This is a genomic window from Phaeobacter inhibens DSM 16374, from assembly GCF_000473105.1.
GTDB classification, from domain to species: domain Bacteria; phylum Pseudomonadota; class Alphaproteobacteria; order Rhodobacterales; family Rhodobacteraceae; genus Phaeobacter; species Phaeobacter inhibens.
The window spans coordinates 3,261,762-3,284,068 of sequence record NZ_KI421498.1 but is presented as its reverse complement, the minus strand read 5'-3'; the positions used below and the strand labels follow the sequence as shown (position 1 = coordinate 3,284,068).

The 22,307-nt window shown below is 59.9% G+C and carries 21 protein-coding genes; 5 read left to right on the top strand and 16 right to left on the bottom strand.

Annotated elements, in window-relative coordinates; genetic code table 11:
* Positions 1 to 5: 5 nt before the first annotated feature.
* Complete coding sequence (locus INHI_RS0119690; RefSeq protein WP_014875823.1) at positions 6 to 1,346, top strand: ammonium transporter; 1,341 nt, start codon at positions 6 to 8, stop codon at positions 1,344 to 1,346.
* 172 nt (positions 1,347 to 1,518) lie between these two features.
* On the opposite strand, the gene INHI_RS0119685 is transcribed toward INHI_RS0119690, so the two are convergent.
* From INHI_RS0119685 to INHI_RS0119660, 6 genes are all read right to left on the bottom strand, one after another.
* Positions 1,519 to 2,703 carry an amino acid aminotransferase gene (locus INHI_RS0119685; protein WP_014875824.1) on the bottom strand — a complete coding sequence of 395 codons (1,185 nt, stop codon included), beginning with the start codon at positions 2,701 to 2,703 and terminating at the stop codon, positions 1,519 to 1,521.
* Positions 2,703 to 3,554 carry a 3-mercaptopyruvate sulfurtransferase gene (gene sseA, locus INHI_RS0119680; protein WP_027248664.1) on the bottom strand — a complete coding sequence of 284 codons (852 nt, stop codon included), beginning with the start codon at positions 3,552 to 3,554 and terminating at the stop codon, positions 2,703 to 2,705. Before sseA ends, INHI_RS0119685 begins: the two co-directional genes overlap by 1 nt.
* Before the next feature lie 139 nt (positions 3,555 to 3,693).
* Entirely contained in the window at positions 3,694 to 4,260 is a 567-nt protein-coding gene (locus tag INHI_RS0119675; RefSeq protein ID WP_027248663.1) for a hypothetical protein, read from the bottom strand.
* Between the two features lie 220 nt (positions 4,261 to 4,480).
* Entirely contained in the window at positions 4,481 to 4,957 is a 477-nt protein-coding gene (smpB, locus tag INHI_RS0119670) for an SsrA-binding protein SmpB (RefSeq protein WP_014875827.1), read from the bottom strand.
* Between the two features lie 64 nt (positions 4,958 to 5,021).
* Positions 5,022 to 5,885, bottom strand: coding sequence for a DMT family transporter (locus tag INHI_RS0119665; RefSeq protein WP_027248662.1), 864 nt, complete (start codon positions 5,883 to 5,885; stop codon positions 5,022 to 5,024).
* Positions 5,886 to 6,058: 173 nt separating this feature from the next.
* Positions 6,059 to 6,613, bottom strand: coding sequence for a helix-turn-helix domain-containing protein (locus tag INHI_RS0119660; RefSeq protein WP_027248661.1), 555 nt, complete (start codon positions 6,611 to 6,613; stop codon positions 6,059 to 6,061).
* 149 nt (positions 6,614 to 6,762) lie between these two features.
* Between INHI_RS0119660 and INHI_RS0119655 the strand changes: the two genes are divergently transcribed.
* The 3 genes from INHI_RS0119655 (at position 6,763) to INHI_RS0119645 (ending at position 10,508) form a co-directional block, all read left to right on the top strand.
* On the top strand, positions 6,763 to 7,968 hold the full coding sequence (locus INHI_RS0119655; RefSeq protein WP_014881104.1) for a benzoate/H(+) symporter BenE family transporter: 1,206 nt from the start codon (positions 6,763 to 6,765) through the stop codon (positions 7,966 to 7,968).
* Positions 7,969 to 8,088: 120 nt separating this feature from the next.
* Positions 8,089 to 9,933 (top strand): dihydroxy-acid dehydratase, encoded by a 1,845-nt coding sequence (ilvD, locus tag INHI_RS0119650; protein WP_014875831.1) that lies wholly within the window; start codon positions 8,089 to 8,091, stop codon positions 9,931 to 9,933.
* Between the two features lie 107 nt (positions 9,934 to 10,040).
* A complete protein-coding gene (locus INHI_RS0119645; RefSeq protein WP_027248660.1) occupies positions 10,041 to 10,508 on the top strand; it encodes an NUDIX hydrolase in 468 nt (155 codons plus the stop codon).
* A 129-nt stretch (positions 10,509 to 10,637) separates the two neighbouring features.
* Here the strand turns inward: INHI_RS0119645 and INHI_RS0119640 are convergent, their stop codons facing one another.
* Entirely contained in the window at positions 10,638 to 11,456 is an 819-nt protein-coding gene (locus INHI_RS0119640; RefSeq protein WP_014881107.1) for a sulfotransferase family protein, read from the bottom strand.
* A 142-nt stretch (positions 11,457 to 11,598) separates the two neighbouring features.
* Here INHI_RS0119640 and INHI_RS0119635 point away from each other — a divergent pair, with 142 nt between their 5' ends.
* Positions 11,599 to 13,176, top strand: a complete 1,578-nt coding sequence (locus tag INHI_RS0119635) for a DUF5928 domain-containing protein (RefSeq protein ID WP_027248659.1) — start codon at positions 11,599 to 11,601, stop codon at positions 13,174 to 13,176.
* A 58-nt stretch (positions 13,177 to 13,234) separates the two neighbouring features.
* Here the strand turns inward: INHI_RS0119635 and INHI_RS0119630 are convergent, their stop codons facing one another.
* From INHI_RS0119630 to INHI_RS0119590, 9 genes are all read right to left on the bottom strand, one after another.
* Positions 13,235 to 13,882 (bottom strand): DUF1523 family protein, encoded by a 648-nt coding sequence (locus tag INHI_RS0119630; RefSeq protein ID WP_027248658.1) that lies wholly within the window; start codon positions 13,880 to 13,882, stop codon positions 13,235 to 13,237.
* Between the two features lie 10 nt (positions 13,883 to 13,892).
* Entirely contained in the window at positions 13,893 to 14,159 is a 267-nt protein-coding gene (locus INHI_RS0119625) for a hypothetical protein (protein WP_027248657.1), read from the bottom strand.
* A complete protein-coding gene (locus tag INHI_RS0119620) occupies positions 14,159 to 15,544 on the bottom strand; it encodes a DUF6638 family protein (RefSeq protein ID WP_027248656.1) in 1,386 nt (461 codons plus the stop codon). The genes INHI_RS0119625 and INHI_RS0119620 overlap by 1 nt, the downstream gene beginning before the upstream one ends.
* Positions 15,541 to 16,368: a hypothetical protein gene (locus INHI_RS0119615; protein ID WP_155805625.1), complete on the bottom strand. Its 828-nt coding sequence runs from the start codon at positions 16,366 to 16,368 to the stop codon at positions 15,541 to 15,543. The genes INHI_RS0119620 and INHI_RS0119615 overlap by 4 nt, the downstream gene beginning before the upstream one ends.
* A gap of 446 nt (positions 16,369 to 16,814) precedes the next feature.
* A complete protein-coding gene (locus tag INHI_RS0119610) occupies positions 16,815 to 18,752 on the bottom strand; it encodes an AAA family ATPase (protein ID WP_027248654.1) in 1,938 nt (645 codons plus the stop codon).
* 107 nt (positions 18,753 to 18,859) lie between these two features.
* Positions 18,860 to 19,981, bottom strand: coding sequence for a hypothetical protein (locus INHI_RS0119605; protein WP_014875840.1), 1,122 nt, complete (start codon positions 19,979 to 19,981; stop codon positions 18,860 to 18,862).
* 197 nt (positions 19,982 to 20,178) lie between these two features.
* The gene (locus INHI_RS0119600) at positions 20,179 to 20,373 is read right to left on the bottom strand and encodes a hypothetical protein (RefSeq protein WP_014881115.1); all 195 of its coding nucleotides are present in this window, start codon (positions 20,371 to 20,373) and stop codon (positions 20,179 to 20,181) included.
* Positions 20,374 to 20,375: 2 nt separating this feature from the next.
* The gene (locus INHI_RS0119595; RefSeq protein WP_014875841.1) at positions 20,376 to 21,458 is read right to left on the bottom strand and encodes a coiled-coil domain-containing protein; all 1,083 of its coding nucleotides are present in this window, start codon (positions 21,456 to 21,458) and stop codon (positions 20,376 to 20,378) included.
* A 218-nt stretch (positions 21,459 to 21,676) separates the two neighbouring features.
* A complete protein-coding gene (locus INHI_RS0119590; RefSeq protein WP_014881117.1) occupies positions 21,677 to 22,303 on the bottom strand; it encodes a class I SAM-dependent methyltransferase in 627 nt (208 codons plus the stop codon).
* Positions 22,304 to 22,307 lie beyond the last annotated feature (4 nt).

The following is a 22,307-nucleotide window of genomic DNA, read 5'->3' as shown; positions in this document are numbered from 1 at the left end:
CACTTATGCGTAAATCAACCCTTTCCCTTGCAGCGGTGGCGACGCTGGCCCTGCCCGGCCTCGCCCTCGCCCAAGAGACCGCCGCTGCGGCCCCTGCCGGTGCTGCGGCAACCGATACCGTGTTTATCCTCAACTCACTGCTGTTTCTGGTCGGCGGCTTCCTCGTGTTCTGGATGGCGGCCGGTTTTGCCATGTTGGAGGCAGGGCTTGTCCGGTCCAAGAACGTCACCATGCAGCTGACCAAAAACGTTGCGCTGTTCTCGCTCGCGGCGATCTTTTACTACCTGATTGGCTACAACCTGATGTATCCGCTGGGCACTTGGTCGATTGAAGGCGTGCTGTCGGGTGTCTGGGGGCCGGGCGTGCTGGAAGCGGTCGGCATCACCTCAGAGCAGGCGGATGATTACTCCTATGCCTCAACGGGATCCGATTTCTTCTTTCAGCTAATGTTCTGCGCCACGACCGCCTCGATCGTGTCCGGCACAATGGCAGAACGGGTGAAGCTCTGGCCGTTCCTCGCCTTTGTGATCGTGCTGACTGCGGTCATCTACCCGTTGCAGGCCAGCTGGAAATGGGGCGGTGGCTTCCTGGATGAGATGGGTTTCCTCGACTTTGCCGGCTCCACTGTGGTGCATTCCGTAGGCGGCTGGGCTGCGCTGACCGGCGCGTTGATCCTTGGCCCGCGTCTGGGCAAATACAAAGCGGGCAAAACCATCCCGATGCCGGGCTCCAATCTGGCACTGGCCACATTGGGTACCTTCATCCTGTGGCTCGGCTGGTTCGGCTTTAACGGTGGATCGCAGCTGGCCATGGGCACCGTGGGAGATGTCGCCGATGTGAGCCGTATCTTTGCCAACACCAACGCCGCTGCGGCGGGTGGAGCGGTTGCCGCCCTGCTGCTGACGCAGCTGCTGTTCAAGAAACCGGATCTCACTATGGTGCTGAACGGCGCGCTGGCAGGTCTGGTCTCGATCACGGCTGAGCCGCTGACCCCAACCCTTGGTATGGCGACCCTGATCGGTGCTGCCGGCGGTGTCATCGTGGTCTTCGTTGTGCCTATGCTGGACAAGATGAAGATTGATGACGTGGTCGGCGCCATCCCGGTTCACCTGGTTGCCGGGATCTGGGGCACCATCGCGGTGGTTCTGACCAACCCCGAAGCGAGCCTCGTCACCCAGCTGACCGGTATTGTGGTGATCGCGCTCTTCGTCGTGATCTCCTCCGCTGTGGTCTGGCTGATCCTGCGTGCTGTGACAGGGATCCGGGTTGGCGAAGAAGATGAAGTGAACGGGTTGGATATGTCGGAGCTGGGGATGGAAGCCTATCCCGAATTCTCCCCCAGCTGATCCGGCCTGATCCTGAAACATTGAGGTGGCTCCCGGAAACGGGGGCCGCCTTTCTCTGTGCCGCCCATCTTCCGATCACACTCAAAAGTCTGGTGGCTCGCCATAAAAAACGCCCCATCAAAGCGGGGCGTTTCAATTGGGTCAGAGGGCTTGCCTTAGACGGTTCGCTTTATCAGACGCCTGCGTCGACAATCGCCTGAGCCAGGATCGGCACGGTCTGGGTGTTCAGGCCTGCGATATTCATGCGGCTGTCGCCCACCATGTAGATGCCGCTCTCTGCGCGCATTTTCTCGACCATCTCCGGCGTGGTGCCGAGCAGCGAGAACATGCCACGATGCTGGGCAAGGAAGCCAAAGCGATCAGAGCCGGTCAGGCGCTGCAGCTCATCCGCGAGTTGCTGACGCAGCGCCAGCATGCCCAGGCGGGTCTCTTCCAGCTCCGCTGCCCAATCGGCGCGCAGGGCGTCATCGTTGAGGATCATCGACACCAGACGCGCGCCGTGATCCGGCGGGAAGGAGTAGTTCTGACGGTTGAGGAAGGCCAGCGTGCCCTGGTTCAGCGCCTGTGCGCCGCTGTCCTGAGAGACCGCCATCAACAGACCGGTACGCTCGCGGTAGATGCCAAAGTTCTTGGAGCAGCTGGCCGCGATCAGGCATTCGGGCGTATTCGCTGCCACGTAGCGCACACCCTGTGCGTCCTCTTCCAGACCGTCGCCAAAGCCCTGATAGGCAATGTCGATCATCGGGATCAGACCACGCTCGTTCAGGATGGCCACGACTTCCTGCCACTGCACCATGTTGAGGTTGGCACCGGTCGGGTTGTGGCAGCAACCATGCAGCAGCACCACGTCACCCTTGTTCGCCGTCTTCAGGTCCGCGATCATGCCGTCGAAATCGACGCCGCAGGTCTCGCGATCAAAATAGCGATAGGCGACGGTTTCGATGTTCAGATAGTTCAGGATTGAAATGTGGTTCGGCCAGGTTGGGTTCGACACGAAAACACGCGCGCCGGGATTGGCCATCTTGATCAGTTCAAACGCCTGACGCACAGCGCCGGTGCCGCCGGGCGTGGCTGCGGCGGCAACATTGGCGCGCGCAACACTGTCGGAGAGGATCAGTTTGATCATGGCGTCGGAATAAGCCGGATCCCCGGCCAGACCCACATAGGATTTGGACGTCTGCTCTTCCCAGAGTTTATGCTCTGCCGCCTTGATGGCGCGCATGACCGGGGTCACCCCTTCAGCGTTCTTGTAGACGCCGACGCCGAGGTCGATTTTGCTGTCGCGCGGATCGTCGCGATACATCTGCATCAGCGCCAGGATCTTATCCGCTGGCTGGGGTTTGAGGGTTTCGAACATCAGGCTTCTCCGGTTGCAACGGGCAATGTCGGGAAGGCGCCCCACTCCGTCCAGGAGCCGTCATAAAGCGCATGATCGGTCTTTCCGAAACGCTCCATGGCGAGGCTGAGGACAGCAGCGGTGACACCTGACCCACAGGTGGTGATGGCTGGTTTGCTGAGATCGACGCCGGCCTTCTCAAACACCGCGCGCAGAGCGTCCGGCGATTTCATGGTCTGATCGGCGTTCAAAAGCTCCGTATAAGGTACGTTCCGGGACCCGGGAATATGGCCCGCACGCAGGCCTTCGCGGGGTTCGGCCACGGCACCCTGAAAGCGCTCCGCTGCGCGGGCGTCGATAATCTCGTGATCGCCAAGCTTGGCGGCGGAGGAGACCTGTGTCACATCCCGCAAGAGGTGGTTCTGCACCCGCACGGTCATATGGCGATCGCGGATCACTGGCGGCAGATCCTCAACCGGATTGCCCTCGGCCTGCCATTTCGGCAAGCCACCATCCAGCACCGCGATATTGGTCTGCCCCATCAGGCGGAACAGCCACCACACCCGCGCCGCAGAGCGCAACCCGGTGCCGTCATAGACCACGACCTGATGGCCATCGCCGACACCCATGGCCCGCAGCCGGGACATGAATTTCTCCACCGGCGGGACCATATGCGGCAGGTCGGAGCGATTGTCGGCGATATCATCAATGTCAAAGAAGCGCGCGCCGGGGATATGGGCAACCGCGTATTCAGCCTTGGGGTCGCGCCCCTCCTGCGGCATATACCAAGAGGCATCGAGGAGCCGCAGATCGGGGTCCTTCAGATGCGCAGCAAGCCAGTCTGTCGACACAAGCGTTTTAGGATCGTCCAACGTTTCCGTCTCCCCTCATATGTGCTGAGGCATCCGTACAACCGTGCGGACAGAGTCGCAAGGGACGCCGAAGTCGCAGCGCAATAATCTGTCCCACTGGCCAGTGCCTGTTCCCCTGCTGGGCCTGCATCGGGGTGTTTCAGCGGACGACCCGCAGGCGCGGCGGCTGATCAGGCTGGGCGCTGGCCTGCGGCCTCTGCGCCGGGTTCGCCTTGCCAGCCGGGAACCGATCAGCAAAGGACAACGCGGCGCGGATCACATGCGGGTCCATCCAGCCACCGGTCAGATCCGCAACCGAGTCCCGCGCCGCCGGGGTGTCATCACGGCGCATGTGGTGCAGCATGCGCAGAAACGCCGCCTCATCCACAGTCACCACTGCGCGCGTCGCAAGGGTCAGCGCGTCATGTCCCCGGTAGTGATCACCACGCAGGTCGTGCAGGCAGCGCACCACCTTGAACAGCGCATGAGCCACCGCCAGCCCGAATGTTTCACCCCAGCGTTCCGAAGCACTGCGATAGGCCAGCTGCCAGGCCTGGCTCTGCGGCGTTTGCAGACAGGTGCTGAAGTGGCGCAGCTGCGGCAACAGAGCCACCTCAAACGTATCAAGTCCCAGATCCGCCAGCGCGACCTCTTCTAGTGATACAGTCGGAGCGGCGGGGGCAGCGGGCAGTGACCGGCCGGGGGTCTGTGGCTTAGAAGTTGGCACGGGCGTCGTCCTCTTTCAAACAGGAACACGAAGGATGCCGGGCCTGACTGAGGGATGAGTCTGCTGGGTGCGGCTTATCTGACTTATTCAGTCAGATATTGCAACGCTCTGCTGTTTCTTGCAGCGTCTGCCGCTGCGCGACTTCGGCCGCGCGTATCACTCATGCCGCCGTGACGGCACCGCGCGGCAGATATACCAAACGTTGTCGGCCGTTCGCGGATCAGCTGTGGTCTTTCAGCAAACGCTGCTTCTGACGTGACCAATCGCGTTTGGCCTCCGTCTCGCGTTTGTCGTGGTTCTTCTTGCCCTTGGCGATACCAATCTTGATCTTGGCCAGGCCGCGATGGTTGAAATACATCACCAGCGGCACCAGGGTCATGCCCTTGCGCTGGGTTGCATTCCATAGGTTCGACAGCTCCTTGCGGGACACCAAAAGTTTACGGCGGCGGCGCTCTTCATGTCTGAACATCTTCGCCTGTTCATAAGGCGCGATGTAGGAATTCACCAACCAAAGCTCGCCATCATCAACCGTCGCATAGCTTTCGGCGATATTGGTGCCGCCCACGCGCAGGGATTTGACCTCGGACCCTTCCAGAAGGATCCCGCATTCCAGATCATCTTCAATCGCGTAGTCGAACCGCGCGCGGCGGTTTTCTGCGATGACTTTGTAATTCGGGTCTGATTTTTGCTTGGCCATGGGGCGCAGATGTAAGGTGCCGGAGACCGAGGTGCAAGATGGTGATGCAGATGAGGCGCCTGCCTCAGGTCACTTGGCGGCGGTTGCTGCGCATCAGGGTGAAGCCGCCGCTGATCACGATGACAGCGCTGCCGATCAGGGTCCACATATCCGGACGCTCGTGGAAGACCACCACCCCCAGCACCATCGCAAAGATCAACCGGGTATAGCGAAACGGGGCAACGACAGAAATTTCACCAACCCGCATGGCTCCGGTCAGAGCCTGATAGGCCACCACCCCCACCAGCGTCGCGGCAGCCAAATCGATGGTGGTCGCCGCATCCGGTGTCTTCATCGGCGCACCAAAGGGCAGCGCGATCAGCCCGGCCACCACCAGCATGGCAAAGCCTGCAAGCCCGAGATGCGCATTCGACAGCCCCGCTGGTGCCGCCCGCGTGGCCAGATCGCGCCCGGCAAACCCCAGCGTTCCCGCCACCGCAAAGAGTGAGGCGAGTTCAAACCCGCTCGCACCCGGGCGCAGGATCATCAGCACCCCGATGAACCCCGCCGCAATCGCCAGCCAGCGGCGCAGGCCCACATGCTCGCCAAAAAACACCACCGCCCCGGCGGAAACCACCAGCGGCGTCGCCTGCAGAATGGCAGAGGCTGAGGACAATGGTGTCAGTGCAATCGCCAGCGTGAAGCAAAGCCGCCCCGCAACCTCGGCAACCGAGCGCACCAGCAAGGCGCGCGTGCAGAACACAGGGTTCCACAGGCGATGCCCTTGCGCACGCGCCACGATTGCAAAAATCACCATGCCACCGGCGCCGAACAGGATCAGGATCTGACCCACAGGCAGGCTGCGGGCAGCGGATTTGATGAACATATCTTCCAGCGCAAAGGCCGCCATGGCCAGCACCATCAGGAGGCTGCCGCGCAGTGTATCCATGGATCAGATCGCTTTCCTGTGAGCCGGACAATACCCCGGCGATGGGTCATAAAAGGTCGGTATTTGCACGTTCCCCAAGGCGGCAACGGCACTGCGTAACAATGCAAGCATTAGGCAGGCCGCGGCTGAGGGACAAGCCGCCCGCCTGCGGCGAATTGATCCGCCAGAACAGCCTATTCAACCGTGCCCACACGACGATAGTGATGCATGTTGAGGAAGGCCGCCCCGCGATCGCCGCTGCGGTAGCCATGCGGCTGATCGGCCGCGAACCGCAACCCTTGGCCGGTCTCCAGCGGTACCCAACTGCCATCTCGCAGCACTTCCATGGCGCCTTCCAGCACAAAGACCTCTTCGGTGACGCCGGTATCATGGGGCTGCGATTGGTGCGACTGACCGGGTCGCAGGCTGACATGGAAAGTTTCTGCCCCCAGCACCGGATCGAAGGGGAACACCATTTTTACCGCGATGGAGCCGGGGAACTGCACTGAGCGGAAGCTGCGGCCACCGCTGCCTTCGGGCTGCGAGGCTTCACCGATCAGCGCTGTCAGAGGCAGGTGAAACCCTTTGGCAATCTTCCACAGCGTCGCAATCGTCGGACTTGATTCGCCCCGCTCAATCTGGCCCAGCATCGCCTTGCTGACACCCGTGACCTCAGCTGCCTTGGACAGGCTGAGCCCCGCATCCTGACGAATGTCCCGCAAATTCAGAGTGATGCCATCTTCGCTCATTGTGCTGCCCGTTGCTCTTCTGTTGATCACACGGCGTTTTAAGCCGCTGCTCAAAAAACACTTGTGCGTTATAACGCACAAATAGTACTGTGCGCTATAACGCACGCCCCTCCGATCTCTAGCGGATCCGCCATCTCAGGAAAACCCGGATGCTCAGTTCCTTGAAACTCTCGCATATTGTTGCAGGCGCGGTTGCCGTGCTGGTGGGCTACACCGGATCTGTCGCGATCATCTTTCAGGCTATTGAGGCTTCCGGCGCCAGTCAGGCACAGGCCAACAGCTGGATGTTGGCGCTGGGGCTTGGCATGGGGCTGACCAGCCTCATTTTGTCACTGGCGTACCGAATGCCTATTCTGACCGCTTGGTCCACACCTGGGGCCGCCCTGCTGGCCGTGAGCCTTGCCGATGTGTCGTTGAGCGATGCGATTGGCGCGTTTCTGTTCTGTGCTGCCCTCCTGATCCTGACCGGGGTGACCGGCTGGTTTGCCGCGCTGTCTCGGCTGATCCCGGATGCGCTGGCAAATGCTATGCTGGCCGGATTGCTGTTCCCCTTTGGTCTGGCCGCCTTTAGTGCGTTTCAATCCGACACTGCTCTGGTTGCCGCCATGGCGGTCACCTTTGTGGCCGGGCGGCGGTTGTTTGCACGCTATTCCATCCCGGCCGTGCTGGCTGTTGGCATCCTGTGGTGCCTTGGTGATGGCAGTTTCACCCATACTGCTTCATTAGATCTGACAGTGGCCCAGCCGGTCTTCATGATGCCGAGTTTTTCACTGCCCGTGCTGATCGGGGTTGGTCTGCCGCTGTATATCGTCACCATGTCCTCGCAGAATATGCCCGGCGTGGTCACGCTCAAGGCCGCAGGCTATACGCCGCCGGTCTCCGCCAGCCTGATCGTAACTGGTGCCGCCTCTTTCGCGCTGGCGCCCTTTGGTGGATTTGCCTTCAACCTCGCAGCCATCACCGCTGCCATCGGCTGCGGACCGGAAGCGGATGAAAACCCCAAGACCCGCTATATGGCCGGGGTGATGACGGGTGTGTTATACATCTTCGTCGGGCTTGGCGGCGCAACGGTCATCAGCCTGTTCCTGATTGCACCCAAGGCGCTGGTCGCCACGGTGGCGGGCCTTGCACTCCTGTCGACCATCGGCAACAGCCTCTCCGCGGCGCTGAGTGATGCACGGGGGCGCGAAGCCGCACTGATCACCTTCATGGTCACCGTATCCGGTATCAGCTTCTTCGGAATTGGCGCTGCGTTCTGGGCGCTTGTTGTCGGCATTGCCGTGAATCACCTGATCACCCCACCGCCACCAAACACGGCGACAGCGGGCACAGCTGCAGATCCTGCCCGATCATGACCCGCCAAAGCCTGCAAAATCTCGCAGAAACCACCAGATAATTACCGAAGACCGCCCCGACATGTTGCCTTTATTGCGCAAATCGTGTCCCTGAGGGGCAAAGACAAGGGAACCAGCCAGATGCCAATGTACCGATCCAGAACCTCCACCCATGGCCGCAACATGGCCGGCGCACGCGGCCTGTGGCGCGCCACCGGCATGACAGACGATGATTTCGGCAAGCCCATCATCGCCATCGTCAATTCCTTCACCCAGTTCGTGCCCGGCCACGTCCACCTGAAGGACCTGGGCCAGATGGTCGCCCGCGAGGTTGAGGCAGCCGGCGGCGTCGCAAAGGAGTTCAACACCATCGCTGTGGATGACGGCATCGCCATGGGCCATGACGGTATGCTCTATTCCCTGCCCTCCCGCGAGGTGATCGCTGACAGCGTCGAATATATGGTCAACGCTCATTGTGCGGACGCCATGGTCTGCATCTCCAACTGTGACAAGATCACCCCCGGCATGCTGATGGCCGCAATGCGGCTGAACATTCCGGCGATCTTTGTCTCCGGTGGTCCGATGGAAGCCGGCAAGATCGACATTGCCGATCTCGACATGAAAAAAATCGATCTGGTGGACGCCATGGTTGCCGCCGCCAGCGACACGATGACCGACGAACAGGTTCAGCACATCGAGGAAAACGCCTGCCCGACCTGTGGGTCGTGCTCCGGCATGTTCACCGCAAATTCGATGAATTGTCTGGCAGAGGCGCTGGGTCTGGCGCTGCCGGGCAATGGCTCGACCCTGGCCACCCATGCCGACCGCAAGCATCTGTTCCTGGAAGCAGGCCGCAAGATCGTTGACATCACCAAGCGTCACTATGTGGGCGAGGAGAAAGGTCTTCTGCCGCGTGAAATCGCGACCTTTGATGCGTTTGAGAACGCCATGAGCCTCGATATCGCGATGGGGGGGTCCACCAATACCGTGCTGCATCTTCTGGCGATCGCCAATGAGGGCAAGGTCGATTTCACCATGACTGATATGGACCGCCTCAGCCGTAAGGTCCCCTGCCTCTGCAAGGTCGCGCCGAATATAGAGAATGTGCATATGGAGGACGTCCATCGCGCCGGGGGCATCTTCTCCATCCTCGGAGAGCTGAGCCGTGCAGGCCTGTTGCACAATGAGTGCAGCACAGTGCATTCCAGTACCATGGGTGAAGCCATCGCCAAATGGGACATCAAGGTCGCCAACAACCCCGACGCCGAAGCGCTGTTCAAAGCTGCCCCCGGTGGCGTGCGCACCACTGAAGCGTTCTCGCAGTCCAACCGCTACAAGGAACTGGACACAGACCGCGAGGGGGGCGTGATCCGGTCCAAGGACCATGCCTTCAGTCAGGATGGCGGCCTGGCGGTGCTGTTCGGCAATATTGCCCGCGACGGCTGCATCGTGAAAACCGCCGGTGTGGATGATAACATCCTGAAATTCACCGGCTCCGCCTATGTCTGCGAAAGCCAGGATCAGGCGGTGAACGACATCCTGACCAGCAAGGTGAAAGAGGGCGATGTCGTCGTGATCCGCTACGAGGGTCCGCGCGGCGGTCCGGGTATGCAGGAAATGCTCTACCCGACCTCCTATCTGAAGTCGAAAGGGCTGGGCAAAGCCTGCGCACTCTTGACCGATGGCCGCTTCTCGGGCGGCACCTCGGGCCTCTCCATTGGCCATGTCTCACCCGAGGCAGCTGAAGGCGGCACCATCGGGCTGGTTCAGCAGGGGGATACCATCGAGATCGACATCCCCAACCGCACCATCCATCTGGCAGTTTCGGACGAAGAGCTGGCCGCGCGCCGTGCCGCCCAGGACGCGGCGGGCTGGAGACCCGTCAAGCCGCGCAAACGCAAAGTCTCCACTGCGCTGAAGGCCTATGCGCTGCTGGCCACATCGGCGGCCAAAGGCGCCGTGCGCGCCCTGCCTGACGACGAATAACCGACGCTGTCAGTTAGTCCGCTTTGGAAGACCCCGGCATCTTGGATGTCGGGGCTTTTTCTTTCATAGAAATCCGGCCCTAGTCGACCCACCGCAGGAGATCCGACATGACCATTTGGCGCCCCGCCCAGTCCATTCGCGTGAAAACCATTGGTCTGCCCTGGCGCGATGGCCATTTCCTCGCGGCGGAGGTGCCCGATGACAGCGGCCGGACCAAAGGCGTCCGCCCCTTGGGTGGCACCGTTGAATTTGGCGAAACCTGGCAACAGGCGCTGCGACGGGAGTTTCAGGAGGAGCTCGCTGTGGAGATCACCATCATCGGCGCGCCCGTGGTGCTGGAAAACATCTATCAGCACGAAGGCCAGACCGGCCATGAGATCATCTTCGCCGCGCAGGTCACATGGCCAGAGTCCCCGCATCTGGCAGGCGATACGATTGAGTTCTCGGAAGACAACGGCCAGACATGTATCGCCAGATGGTTCCATCCTGATGCGCTGGAGGCTGGCGGGATTGAGTTGTTTCCAACCGGGTTGAAAGCCCAGCTGCAAGATCTGGGATCCCCGGACCGCGCATAAGGCACAAAGCCCTCACCTTTCCCAAAATACTCCCGCCGGAGGCGCGCCGCGCCAGCGGCGCCACGCCCAACCGGGACAAGATCATGTCAATGATTGCAGCCCGGGCGGGAGCCGATGGTCGGGTTGGACCTACTCGCCCAGTTTGGCGTGCACCTCATCAAGGTCGATCTCGCCCACCGGCATCTTGTTGGCGGGGTTTTCAAAGTCATATTTGAAAACTTCGAAATCCCGCTTGTAGATTTCATAGACCAGATGCATCGACAGATCGTCAAAATAGTCTTCGACCGGGTGGGCCCGTTTGGGGCCGTGACCTTCGCTTTCGTTGAAGCGGGGGATCTGGTTCAGATCCACCTGATGCGGCGTCTCAATGGCGTCCAGTACATCCTGCATGCCCTCGTTGAAGGCTTCGGTCCAGATCACCTTGTCGTACCGGCCGCCATTACAAATGAAGGTCGAGACATGGCCCGACGTGGCCGACCAGTGGATATCCGGCTCCATCGGGCGGCGAAACTTCACCGTGTCGCGGACAAACAGCAGGAAACGCCGGAAGCTCTTGATCTGATCAAACGGCTCTTTGCCGTCATCCCCGCCCACCTCAATCCCATAATCATAGGTGAGCCGCGGCACCAGATTGCCCCGGTAGCGTTTGCCATTGCGCTGGATGCCGCAGATCTTGTCGAAGAAGGAACTCAGCACCCGGGTGTAAGGATTTCGCACGCAGGTGAATGCGTAGGATTTCTGCGCCTGAACATTGCTGGTGATCAGCGGCTGGCTGTCAGGCAGAGCCCATTTGTGCAGACCGCCAGTGGCATCGTGAATATCGCCGTCAAAGAACTGCCCGTGGTCGGAATAATACATGATCTGACCGATGGTGGAGCAGGCACATTTGGGCACCACGCGATAGACCACGCTTTCGCTCTCCGTCATCCAGGTGCCTGGAAATCCCATCTGCCTCTCCCCCGTCCCCATGCGCCGCAATTGGCGCCTCGTACTACTCTAGTCGTTAAAAGCGAAATAATGCGGTTTATTCAGTGAGAATTCGTCAGTATCAAGGAAACAATCAATCAAAATACGACACCGGGGCGCTGTCATGGCAAAAATCGCATATGTTCTGCTGTGCCATAAGGACCCAGAGGCGATTATTCAGCAGGCGGAGCGACTAACCGCAGCCGGTGACTATATGGCGATCCATTTCGATGGGCGCTCTCCGGCCAGTGATTATCAGCAGATCCGCACGGCACTGAAGGACAATCCCAACATCTGCTTTGCCCGCAAACGGGTCAAATGCGGCTGGGGGGAATGGTCGCTGGTTCAGGCAACCCTCTATGCGCTGGAAAGCGCGGTTGCGACCTTCCGGCGAGCGACACATTTCTACATGGTCTCAGGCGACTGCATGGCGATCAAGACCGCAGAATATGCCCATCAGCTGCTGGATAGTCGGGATTGCGACTATATCGAAAGTTTTGATTTCTTTGAAAGCAACTGGATCAAGACCGGCATGAAGGAAGATCGGCTGATCTACCGCCATGTCTTCAACGAACGCAAAAACAAACGCCTGTTCGATCTGAGCCACAGCCTGCAGAAACGCCTCGGCCTGACCCGCGCGCTGCCTGAAGACATGCAGATCCAGATCGGCAGCCAGTGGTGGTGCCTGCGGCGCCGGACCGTCGAATGGATCCTGTCCTTCCTGACCGAGCGACGCGATGTCCTGCGGTTCTTTCGCACCACCTGGATCCCGGATGAAACCTTCTTTCAGACCCTGGTGCGTCATCTGGTTCCCACGAAGGAAATCGAGAGCCGCACGCTGACATTGCTGATGTTCTCGGACTACGGGATGCCGGTGCAGTTCTACAATGATCACTACGACATGCTGATGGGGCAGGATTTCCTCTTTGCCCGCAAGATCAGCCCCGAGGCGCAGGAGCTGAAATCCCGTCTTGGCGCGCTTTATGCCGAGCAGGGTGTTGAATTCCAGATTTCGAACGAAGGGCGCAATCTATATGAGTTTCTAGCGAAGCGCGGGCGGAACGGGTTGCGCTTTGCGCCACGCTTCTGGGAAACCGAAAGCACCTTGGGACGCGACCGCGAGCTGCTGATCGTTACCTGCAAAAAATGGCATGTAGCCAAGCGGTTGGTCAATCGCCTGCGCGATGTCAGCAATATTCCGGCACTTGCCTATCTCTTTGATGAGGAAGGCACCGATATGCCTGATCTTGGCGGAATCGAAGCAACCCTGTGGAAGCGCACCCGACACCGCCGTGCGCTGGTGAGAATGCTGTTTGACTACTACGAGACCGACAGGCTGGTGATCTGCCTTGATCCGTCAGCGCTGGATTTGATGCAGGATTTCTGCGCCGATCGTGCCGTCACGCGGATCCTGCAGATCGACTGTAGCCTGAGCGATGCCTATTTGACTGGTCATGCTGAACGAATTGGGTTGGCCGGCCAACAGACATCGTCTCTCGCGCTTGAGCGCCTGTTGCCAACCATTCGCAATGATATCCAGCACGAGGCCGACCGCATTCGCGATGTGGGTTTTGACCACCACGGGCTGATCCGCGAAAGCGACAGCGATGAACAGATTGCCGAACAGCTGATGCCGTTCTTTGCACTGGATCACGATGCAGCACTTACGCTGGCGCGGACGGAACATCTTTTTACGGACTAGGGCAGACGCGACGCTTGCCCCAGCCGGTGATTGGTGTGCCTGTGAGCGCCGTCTTGGGTTACGTCTGTTTCCAGCTATCTAGCCAGCGCCGGAACCGGCCACGCCGCTCCGAAAGCGCATCACCCGCAGCGTAAAGGCTGTCTTCGACATTCTCCACCATCGGATCGATCCGCGCGCGGCGGAAACGGCGCCAGCGCACATAAAGCGCCCAGATCACCGCAGCCAACATGGTCAGGAAGATGATATTGAACCAATTCACCTGGCTATACTCCGGCCCGTCAACCGGCTTTACCGCGACCGCATTCGGGAAGATCGACAGGAATTCATTGCGCCAGCCATAGTGGCGCAGCAGCACCCATTGTGGATCAGCCTTGGTGGAGGCGAGATCGGTCAGCTCGGCTTGCAGGTTGGAGCTGTCCAGCTTGAAATACGGCGGCCAGCCCCAGCCGGTGTCCTCATTGCGATAGACGATGGGGCGGCCATTTGGCAGGAACGCTTCCACGAAGCGGACATCGCGATTGACGCTGGTCGCGCTTTCCTGTGCCGTGTCCTGCTGCGCCCAGAAAATCGAGTTTTCGCCGAAATCCACCCGGCGCACCTCAGTCTTGACCACGCGCACCACATCATTCTGCGGCAGTGTATAATGCAGAAAGGCCCCTGCCAGCAGCCAGATGGTGAGAATGAACACCCATTTGATATAACGCATCTCAGCGACCTCACATGAAATTCATGACATAGACCAGAAGCGCAATGGCCCCCAGCGGCACGACATAGACCAACAGGATCAGCCTGCGCCGCAGTGACCTGTCATATTGGTGCAACCCGCGCTGGATGAAGGCGGAACGGTCTCCGGTCAACCCCTTCTCGGCCCAACGACGTTTCAGCTTGGCACGCCGCACCTCGCGCGAATAGAGCGAGACAATGCCGTAGATCACTGTCAGCACCACCAGAAGGATCGCCATCAGGCGCAGAAAGGCAAACATCAGCGGCGCCCCCTGTTGCCAGATCTGCTGCTGACAGCCCCCCAGGGACCGACCCGTTCAACCAGACTGTCCGTTCGGCGCTGTATTGGTCGATCCTGCGCGCTTGTGCTGCGCCCGCTCATATCCGGCTCATGGCCAAATAGCGCCGCCCGCGCGCCGGCCTTGTCCACTGCATATTCGCGCGCAAGGAAGGCGACGACGTGGTCCTTCTTCGCCTCCGGCCAGTTGCGATACTGATGATAAAACGCTTCCTTGTGGCAGATGAACAGCTGGCGGAAATCCAGCGGCGTCAGCTCTGCCAACAGCATATTGACCAGATCGCGGTTCGGCGTGTTGGTGGCCCGCAGGCAGTAGAAATAGGCCGGGTGATCCGATTTTATCCGGGGCCATTTGCCGCCGCTTTCGGCCCAGCGAACCATCGCTGCCATGCCTTCGAACTCCGCCGGCAGCTCGCTTGCGTGGCGGGCTGCCATCCGCCGCAGATCGCTGCGCGACAGGCCCGAGAGATCCATCCCCTTGTCCGCCAGCACACTGATCGCCAGAAACCCCATCTTCTGGCGCAGGATCGCCGCGCCATCGACGCCGCGCGCGCGGATGATCGGCTCTACCAGCCCGTTCAGTTCCAGAAACTTCGCAATCGCATTGTCCTGCGTTAGGTCAAACACCCGGTCCAGCGGCACGCCTTCGGGTTTCTCCCCGCTGGCGATCAGGGCCGGGTGCTCCACATTCTGAAACACATAAAGCCCGCCAAAATGCGCGGTCCAGAAATTCTGCTGCTCAAACACCTCGTGCTTCAGCCGTACCGGGTTGCGGGTGACATCGCCGGTTTTTTCCGCCGTCTCGATCATCTCGGCGATCAGCGCATCATCAAACCAACCGTCTTCCTCGCTCTTGAACCGGTCCACCAGTTCGGCCAGCTGATCGGCCTGCCGCAGCGTGCCCCTTGTGGTGTCCGCCTCGACCCTGACCTGCCGAATGTCAAAGAGCTGCGCAGGCGTTGCCACCTCAAACACCGAATTGACCAACTCACCCGCCACGGCATCGGTCGCCGTCAGCGCAAAAAGCTGGCTTTCATTGGCCGCAATGAACCGGCGCAGAATGTCCCGGCTGGTAGAGAATTTCACATTCAGGAGCGGGCAGCGTTTCTGTTCAGTGCTGAGGAGAATGAACTGCCGGTTCACACCCGCATGGTTCAGATAGTGATCATCCCCCAGCTCATCGCCCACCTCCGGCGAGTAGCCGGAGATATCGACGTGGAAATCCGTGAGGGTGGTGGTCTTACCCGTCAAATGCTTCAGCGCGCGATTATACCGCTCCACCAACGCGGGCGAGGCCACATGGAAGAGATTGCCGAACATCAGGCCATGCTTGATGAGGCGTTTCATTGGGCGGCCTCCCCATAGTACATCCACTTTATTTCCACTAAAAACTGGTCCAACTGCATTGCCTGCAAACGTTCTTGCTCAGCCTCGGATAAGTTTGCTGAATCCTCAACAACCCGAGCTAGAAGTTCTGCCATTTTGTCGAAGCGGCTTTTCTCAAACTTCCGGTTGGTAACTTCCCAACCATTGGCTACCTGCCCTCGCCAGTGTCTCGAGGCTTGCAAGAAACGCTCAATCACACGGCTGAGAAAAACATCGGTGTTGATCTCACTCGTCAGCCCGCTAGACAAGTCGACCCTCTCTGGTTGAGAGTTCCCGTTTTTTCGTAGACCAAAGATCAAATGGGGATCTGAGCCTCTTTTCATAATAGCTTCGATATGCTCAAGACGCCGTTCCAAGAGTTCCTTAGCACGATGCTCCCGGCGTTGTGCTTGTTCGCCACGAAAGACTTCAGCCTGCTCTTTCATCACTGCGACTTGCTGTTCTTGAGCTTCGCGAGCCAGCTTTAGTTCAGACCGTGTAGCGGCAAGCTCCTCTCGTTGCGCTGCCAATTCTTGGCTCTGCAACCAGACTGTTATAATGATCCACAAGAAGGCAAGGACTCCGGCAATGCCGGCAAAGGTATCACCAATCTCATTTGGCGGAGACGTGATCAACGCCCAGACGCGCAACTGCCAACCACCGTCACTCGTAAATTGCGGCAACAGAGCCAATGCGGCCACCAACGTCAGAAAAGCCTTTGTGATCGCCTTACCCACGTCCATTGGACGGTCACTTTTCAAACCGCTTCGAATCGAGCGCCAGTGATTTACAGCCCACTCAATCACTTGGAAACCTCCTGAAACTCTGTAAAATCTCCCCGCCCGAGGCGCTTACGGCTCGGGCTGCGCCCATCCGCCCGGTCAAACCGAAGGTTTGCCTCCGGCAAAACGGGCGGGCGCTCCGCTTCCTCCCACGGACAGGCTCTGCCCACATGTTGTGCTCAACTGTCACGAACTTCGCCCTTTTCTGTGTGCTCTGACTATCACAGCAATAACCACCGGGGACGCATAGGCGGAGGCTTTCACTGCCATTGGCCACAAAGGCGCGCTGTCGGCCGACAAACTTCCAGACCATTGCAGACCAGATAGGCCGATCAGAACAACAGCAGGCACCAGCAAAGCTGACAGCAGTCCATGCACCACCAGCTGCTGCCTCACGGCAGGCACCAGGAACCAAGTTGCGATAGGCACGAGTGTCCCAGCCCCCATCGCCAATATCAATGAAGCGTAGCTCACCCCTGCCCCTCCAGATACCGCCGCTTTGCCTCTTCCTGCCTGCCGAAATCACGCACCATGTTGTCAATCGCCACCTCATCCGACTTGTCGGCATAGCGGAACTCACTATCGGCGTAGCGGTTGATCTCCTGCACCACCATGTCGACGGTGATCGGCACCCGCAGCTCGGCAATCATCGCGGATTTGGTCTCGTAATCCTTGAACAGGAACAGCTCCGGGTTCTCCATCCATTCATCCGGCAGCTCGAAATCCATCGCCCGGACCTTCACCGCATCGGTGATGTTCTTAATCGCGCGACCGGTGAAGCGTTCATCTGCCTGCTGGATCGCCTTCAGATAGGTGCCCAGCTTGGCAAGGCTGTCCAGTTCGCCGATCTGGTCATGGACGCGGCCAAAGACCTCTGCCAGCCCCGGCTCCTGCGGGCGATTGTGCGCCTCAAACGAGCGCGCGACCGCCTGTTTGATCTCCTGCGCGCCGTATAGGTCATGATCGCCCAGCGGGATCTCGTGGTTTTTGCCCATCAGCAGGGTCAGGATATCAATGTAATCCTCCCGCGTCTGCGGCCCGTCCACCAGGAACCGCGCACCCGCCCGCTGGCGCAGAGCGTCGTCCACATTCTCCGGGTAGTTGGAGAACATGCCAAAGGTGCAGTTGCCGCGCACCACGGTGTTGGCGCCGGCAAAGGCCTCCATAAACACCGCAGTGACCTCCTGCTGGCCCGCGCTGGACTGCCGGTCGCCACGCTTGCCCGCGATCTGGTCGATGTCGTCGATGGTGCCAAAGCCGATGACGCCGGGGTCGAGCACATTCTGGATGAAGGATTTGGCGTTCTGCCCGGATTTGCCCTGATAGCTGTCGATATTGTCGATGCCGAAGTTCTGGTAGCGGAAGGCATAGCCCGCATTCTGGCAATAATCATGGATGAGGCCCGCCATCATCTGAATGAGCGTCGTCTTCCCCGTCCCCGGCTTGCCATCCCCCATGAAGGTGAAGATGAAGCCGCCCATCTCTGCAAAGGGGTTCAGACGGCGGTCGAAATCATAGGCCATCAGCATCTTGGACAGCCGCAGCGCCTGGTATTTAGCGATGTGGTTGCCGACCACCTCATGCGGCTTCTTGAACGCCATGGTGAGCGTGGTGGATTTCGCCTTCGCTGCCGGTTCAAAACCGCTGATGGTCAGGTCATCCGCCTCCACCCGCCAGTCTGCGGCGGTGAAACCTTCCAGACGCGGCGCGGATCGAGCGCGCAAGGAGGCTTTCTCCATCAGCTGTTCGGCATAACCGGCCGTGGCTGCAATGAGATGTGTATCATCGGGGGCATGCAGCGCCAGTTTCTGGTCCAGCTCCCACAGTGCCCCATGCAGGGCCAGCGGCGCGTTATCCGTCAGCAGCTCCTCCGCCTCGCCCACCTCGGCCTGCGCTTCAGACCCGTGCGGTGCCAGCAGATAGGCGGCGGCATTGGCAAACACATGCGCTGCAATCAGCGCCTCGGCGGCCAACAACTCGGTGAACTCCCCCTTGCGCGCCGCATCCAGGGAACCGCCCAAATTGGCCCGTTTCAGATCCGCCAGACCCGAGACATCCGCATAAGCCTCTCCCATCGCCAGGGAAACCGCCAGCGCCCGGCGCAAGGCGTGCTGCAAGGTCGCCTGCAGCGGCGAGGTCAGCGGATCATCGTCATCCGCCGCCTCGATCCGGGCGATCAGATGCACGCCGTCAGGGCGCGCGGTGGAGCGTGTGACCAGCCCTGGCGTGGTCGAGCGGAATCGCCGCCGCGTGCCGATCCCTGCAGATCGCTCTGGCGCCTTGCCCTCGACCGCAGGCTTGGCAATGCGCGGGGTGTGGTCAAACCCCTCCAGCATCGCCGCAGCCGCCGCGTAGTGCTTGCGGATATCCTCTTCCCGCAGTTCCATCTGATTGCCTGAAATGCTCATCTCACCCTCTCAATTCGTATCGTCGCGGGCGAAAAATCCGGCCCGCCCATCTTCTGGCTAAAAATATCCCCGCCGGAGGCTCCCGCACCCGGCCACAAGCACAGACGTCAGTACCGCAGCACCTGCCCCGCTTCGCTCACCACGAATTTCTGCACATCGCCGAACCCCGGCGGGTCCAGCTCTGCCAGCACCTGAAACGGGCGCTGCGGCAGGATGATGGCGCGCTGGGTCCGGGTCGCGCCGGTATCCGCGCCGCGCCCACCAAAGGGGTCGAGCGCGAAGATCTCCCGCTCCACGGTGCCGAACCAGCCCGACCGCTCCTCGCGCACCTCTTCGCTTTCCAACTCCTCCAGCGTCCAGGCCAAGGCCCAATCCTGACCCGCTGGGGCCTCCGCCTCCTCCAGCACCCGGTGCAGAGGGCCGGATTGTTCGGTGTAGGCAGAGGAATACATCGGGCCAACATGGAAACGGCGCAGATGCTTGGGGTGGAGGTTATCAAAATCCTCGTCGAACCCCTTGGCGATGGTCACCAGCTTTAGCCCGGCCAGCGCCTGTGCCATCAGATGCGCCTGCACCTCGGGCCAGCGACGCTCGTCCTTGGGCAACGCCACCTTGCCGCTGTCTTCCAGCTCCATCAGGTAGATCACCGGCAGGTTCACCTGGCTGTCATAGGCCGCCCAATGCAAGAGAAACCGGCGGCGCCGCTCACCGATGTTCTCTAACCACTCGCAGACCGGGTCGTTCTGGGTCCAGAACAGCTGCCCCTTCAGAAGCTCCTGATAATAAAGCCGTTGCGACAGAGCGAACTGTAGTTTTGATGGCGTTGTGCGCTCCGAGATGATGGTGCGCACCATATCGTCCTTCAGCTGTTCTTCGCTGGCCATATTCGCCAGATGCCGCTCCGCCTGCTGGGCGTCATTGGCCATGGTCATCAGCTCCGCCGCAACCGGAAAGCCGCTGTCGCGCTTGTCCATCGCCAGGCTGCCAAAGAACCGCCCGGTATCGCGCCCCGCCATCAGGTACTTCATCGACAGCGCCCGGAAGGTGAAATTGAGCCGCATGAGGTAAGCAGTCAGCACCTTCACATCCGATTTCGACAGCCGCCCCTCCGCCTGCATCGCTGCCGACACCCGGGTTAGGTGCCGGATGATGGTCTCGAACTTCTTGAAGTAGCGGCGCGAGGCGAAGGTATCGCTGAGGCCGGCGTGGTCATGCGAGGGATCGGTCATGCTTAGGCCCCTTCCGGACGTGCCGCTTGCGGCGCGGACAGCGCCCGGCCGCCCCCATCAAACCGAAGGTTTGCCCCGGGCAAAACGGCGGGCGCTACGCCCCAACCCGCGGCCGGGAGCTGTCCTGTGTTTCTCCAAAGGTGCAATGACAACATGTAGCTCCTGCTAGCTAGAGGTGCTCTTCCACTTTGAAAGTGCTATTCACCCAAGTCCTTAGAAAGATCCCAGGCAAAGATTGCGAATATCCCAGCTACCGCGGCCACAACCCATTCGGCATAAGGGCCGCCAACGGCGAAATAGAGAACAGCCAAAGTTCCAAAAACAACCGCCAGCACGCTCCACCAGAACCAGTTCAGAGGACACGGGATATTCAGGAACTCAAGCCAGTCCAAATTCACCCCCCATAGAGGTTTTTGTCGTGCTTCTCGACAATCGCCGCAAACCGGCGGGCAAAGCGTTCATCCGCCTTGGCCTTTTTCTCCAGCACGTCGCGGGCAAACACCATGTTGTCCTCATGGCTTTCCAGCATATCGGCCATCTTCTGGTTGGTCGCGGTGCCAATGGCCGCCATCGCGGTCTGGGCTTCCTTGTCGGTCTGCACGCCGATCTCGTTGATCCGGTGCGCCACATCCTGCTGCTGTGCGGTCTTCAGCGATTTGGTCAGCGCGTCATACAGCACAACCCGCTGCGCCGTGTCCGTCTGCAGCTTGTTGATCAGCACCATCTGCGTTGCCGCCTGGTTCTGCAACGAGTCGACCCAGGTCTTGCCCTTCTCGATATAGCGCTCCAGCGTCTGGGACTTGGCGAGCTTCACCTGCTCGTCCTGCACCATCGCATTGTACTTGGCGTTCAGATCCGCCAGCTCGGTCTCCAGCTTGGTGCGCGCGGCCGCGTCCTGCTCAACCGAGATTTTGTTTTCCAGCTCAATGATCTGGGGGTCCAGGGCCACAATCTCAGCGCGGACCGCCTCCAGCTCTTGCACAGTGAATTCGCGGTCGTCCAATGTAGCCGACAGGTTCACCTGCACCTTTTCACGCTGATCTTCCAGCGTCGCCAGCTGACCCTCCAGAAGTTTTACGATCACGTCAGACTTGGCAATCAGGTCCTGCAGCTTGTCGTCGATACTGGCCGTGCGCATCCGTTCCTGACGCATCGAATCCGATTTGCCACGGCTGAAAAAGCCAACGAAGCTCTCCCAGCCGGTTTTCGAACGCATCTCGTCGAAATCCTTGGAGAACGCGGTGGTCACATCATCCAGCCCCATGATCAGCTCGGCGATATTGGCATTCATCACCTCGGTGTGGGCGTGCACGTCGTCCAGCGTTGCGTTCTCAATGTCGATGCTGGCGTCTTCTCCGGCCGAAATCTTGGCCCGCGCGGTTTCGATCCGCGAGGTCAGCGCCGTGATCTTCTGCTGCGACTCGCTCACCTTGGCTTGTGAGGCCCGCACCATCTCGTCAAATTGTGATTGGCTCATAAACTGCCCTTTCTGCAATGTCTTATGTGTCATATGGGGAATGTAAACGGAATTTACATCCCCAATGTAAAGAAAACCCGCCTTCGCTGCAGCCATACCGCAGCACCGCGCAGGTCCGTTGCCAGCAGTTTTGCAGAGCTGCCATGCAAAGGGAAGACCGACCGGCAGCCCGATCGGTCACAGCCCGCAGATATTGACCAGCGAAACGCTGTCGGGCCTCAGACGGGTTTGATTTTGGAGAGCACCAGAAAGGTCATCAGGCCAAAGGGCGGCAGCGGCTGGTGGTGCTCCACCGAGAGGTGATCTGCCCCCAGCACCGTGTCGATCTCAAAATCCGAGTGCCAGCCAAGCACATTGGCAAACGGCGCGGACACCCGTTCGAGGAACGCCAGCACGCCCTGTTCGCGCAGGAAATGATTGGTGATCACCACTTTACCGCCAGGCTTGAGCACGCGGGCAATCTCGCCCATCACCTGTTCGGGGTCTGGTACGACGGACAGCACATGCATAGCTGAAACAGTGTCGAAGGTGGCATCAGGAAAATCCAGCGCGCGCGCATCCATCTGGCGCAGCGCCTCAACATGATGCAGCTTGTTTTCGGCGACACGTTTTTTCGCCTTGCGCAGCATGTCTTCGCTGAAGTCGATACCGGTGACTTTCAGGTGGGATTTATAGAGTGGCAAGGACAGACCGGTGCCGACACCCACCTCCAGCACCCGACCGCTGCGATGTTCGTTGACGTAGCCGACAGCACGGCGACGCCCCACATTGGTAATTGCCCCAAATGTTTTGTCATAGACAGGGGCCCAACGGGCATACGACGATTCAACAGCCTTGATATCCAATTAT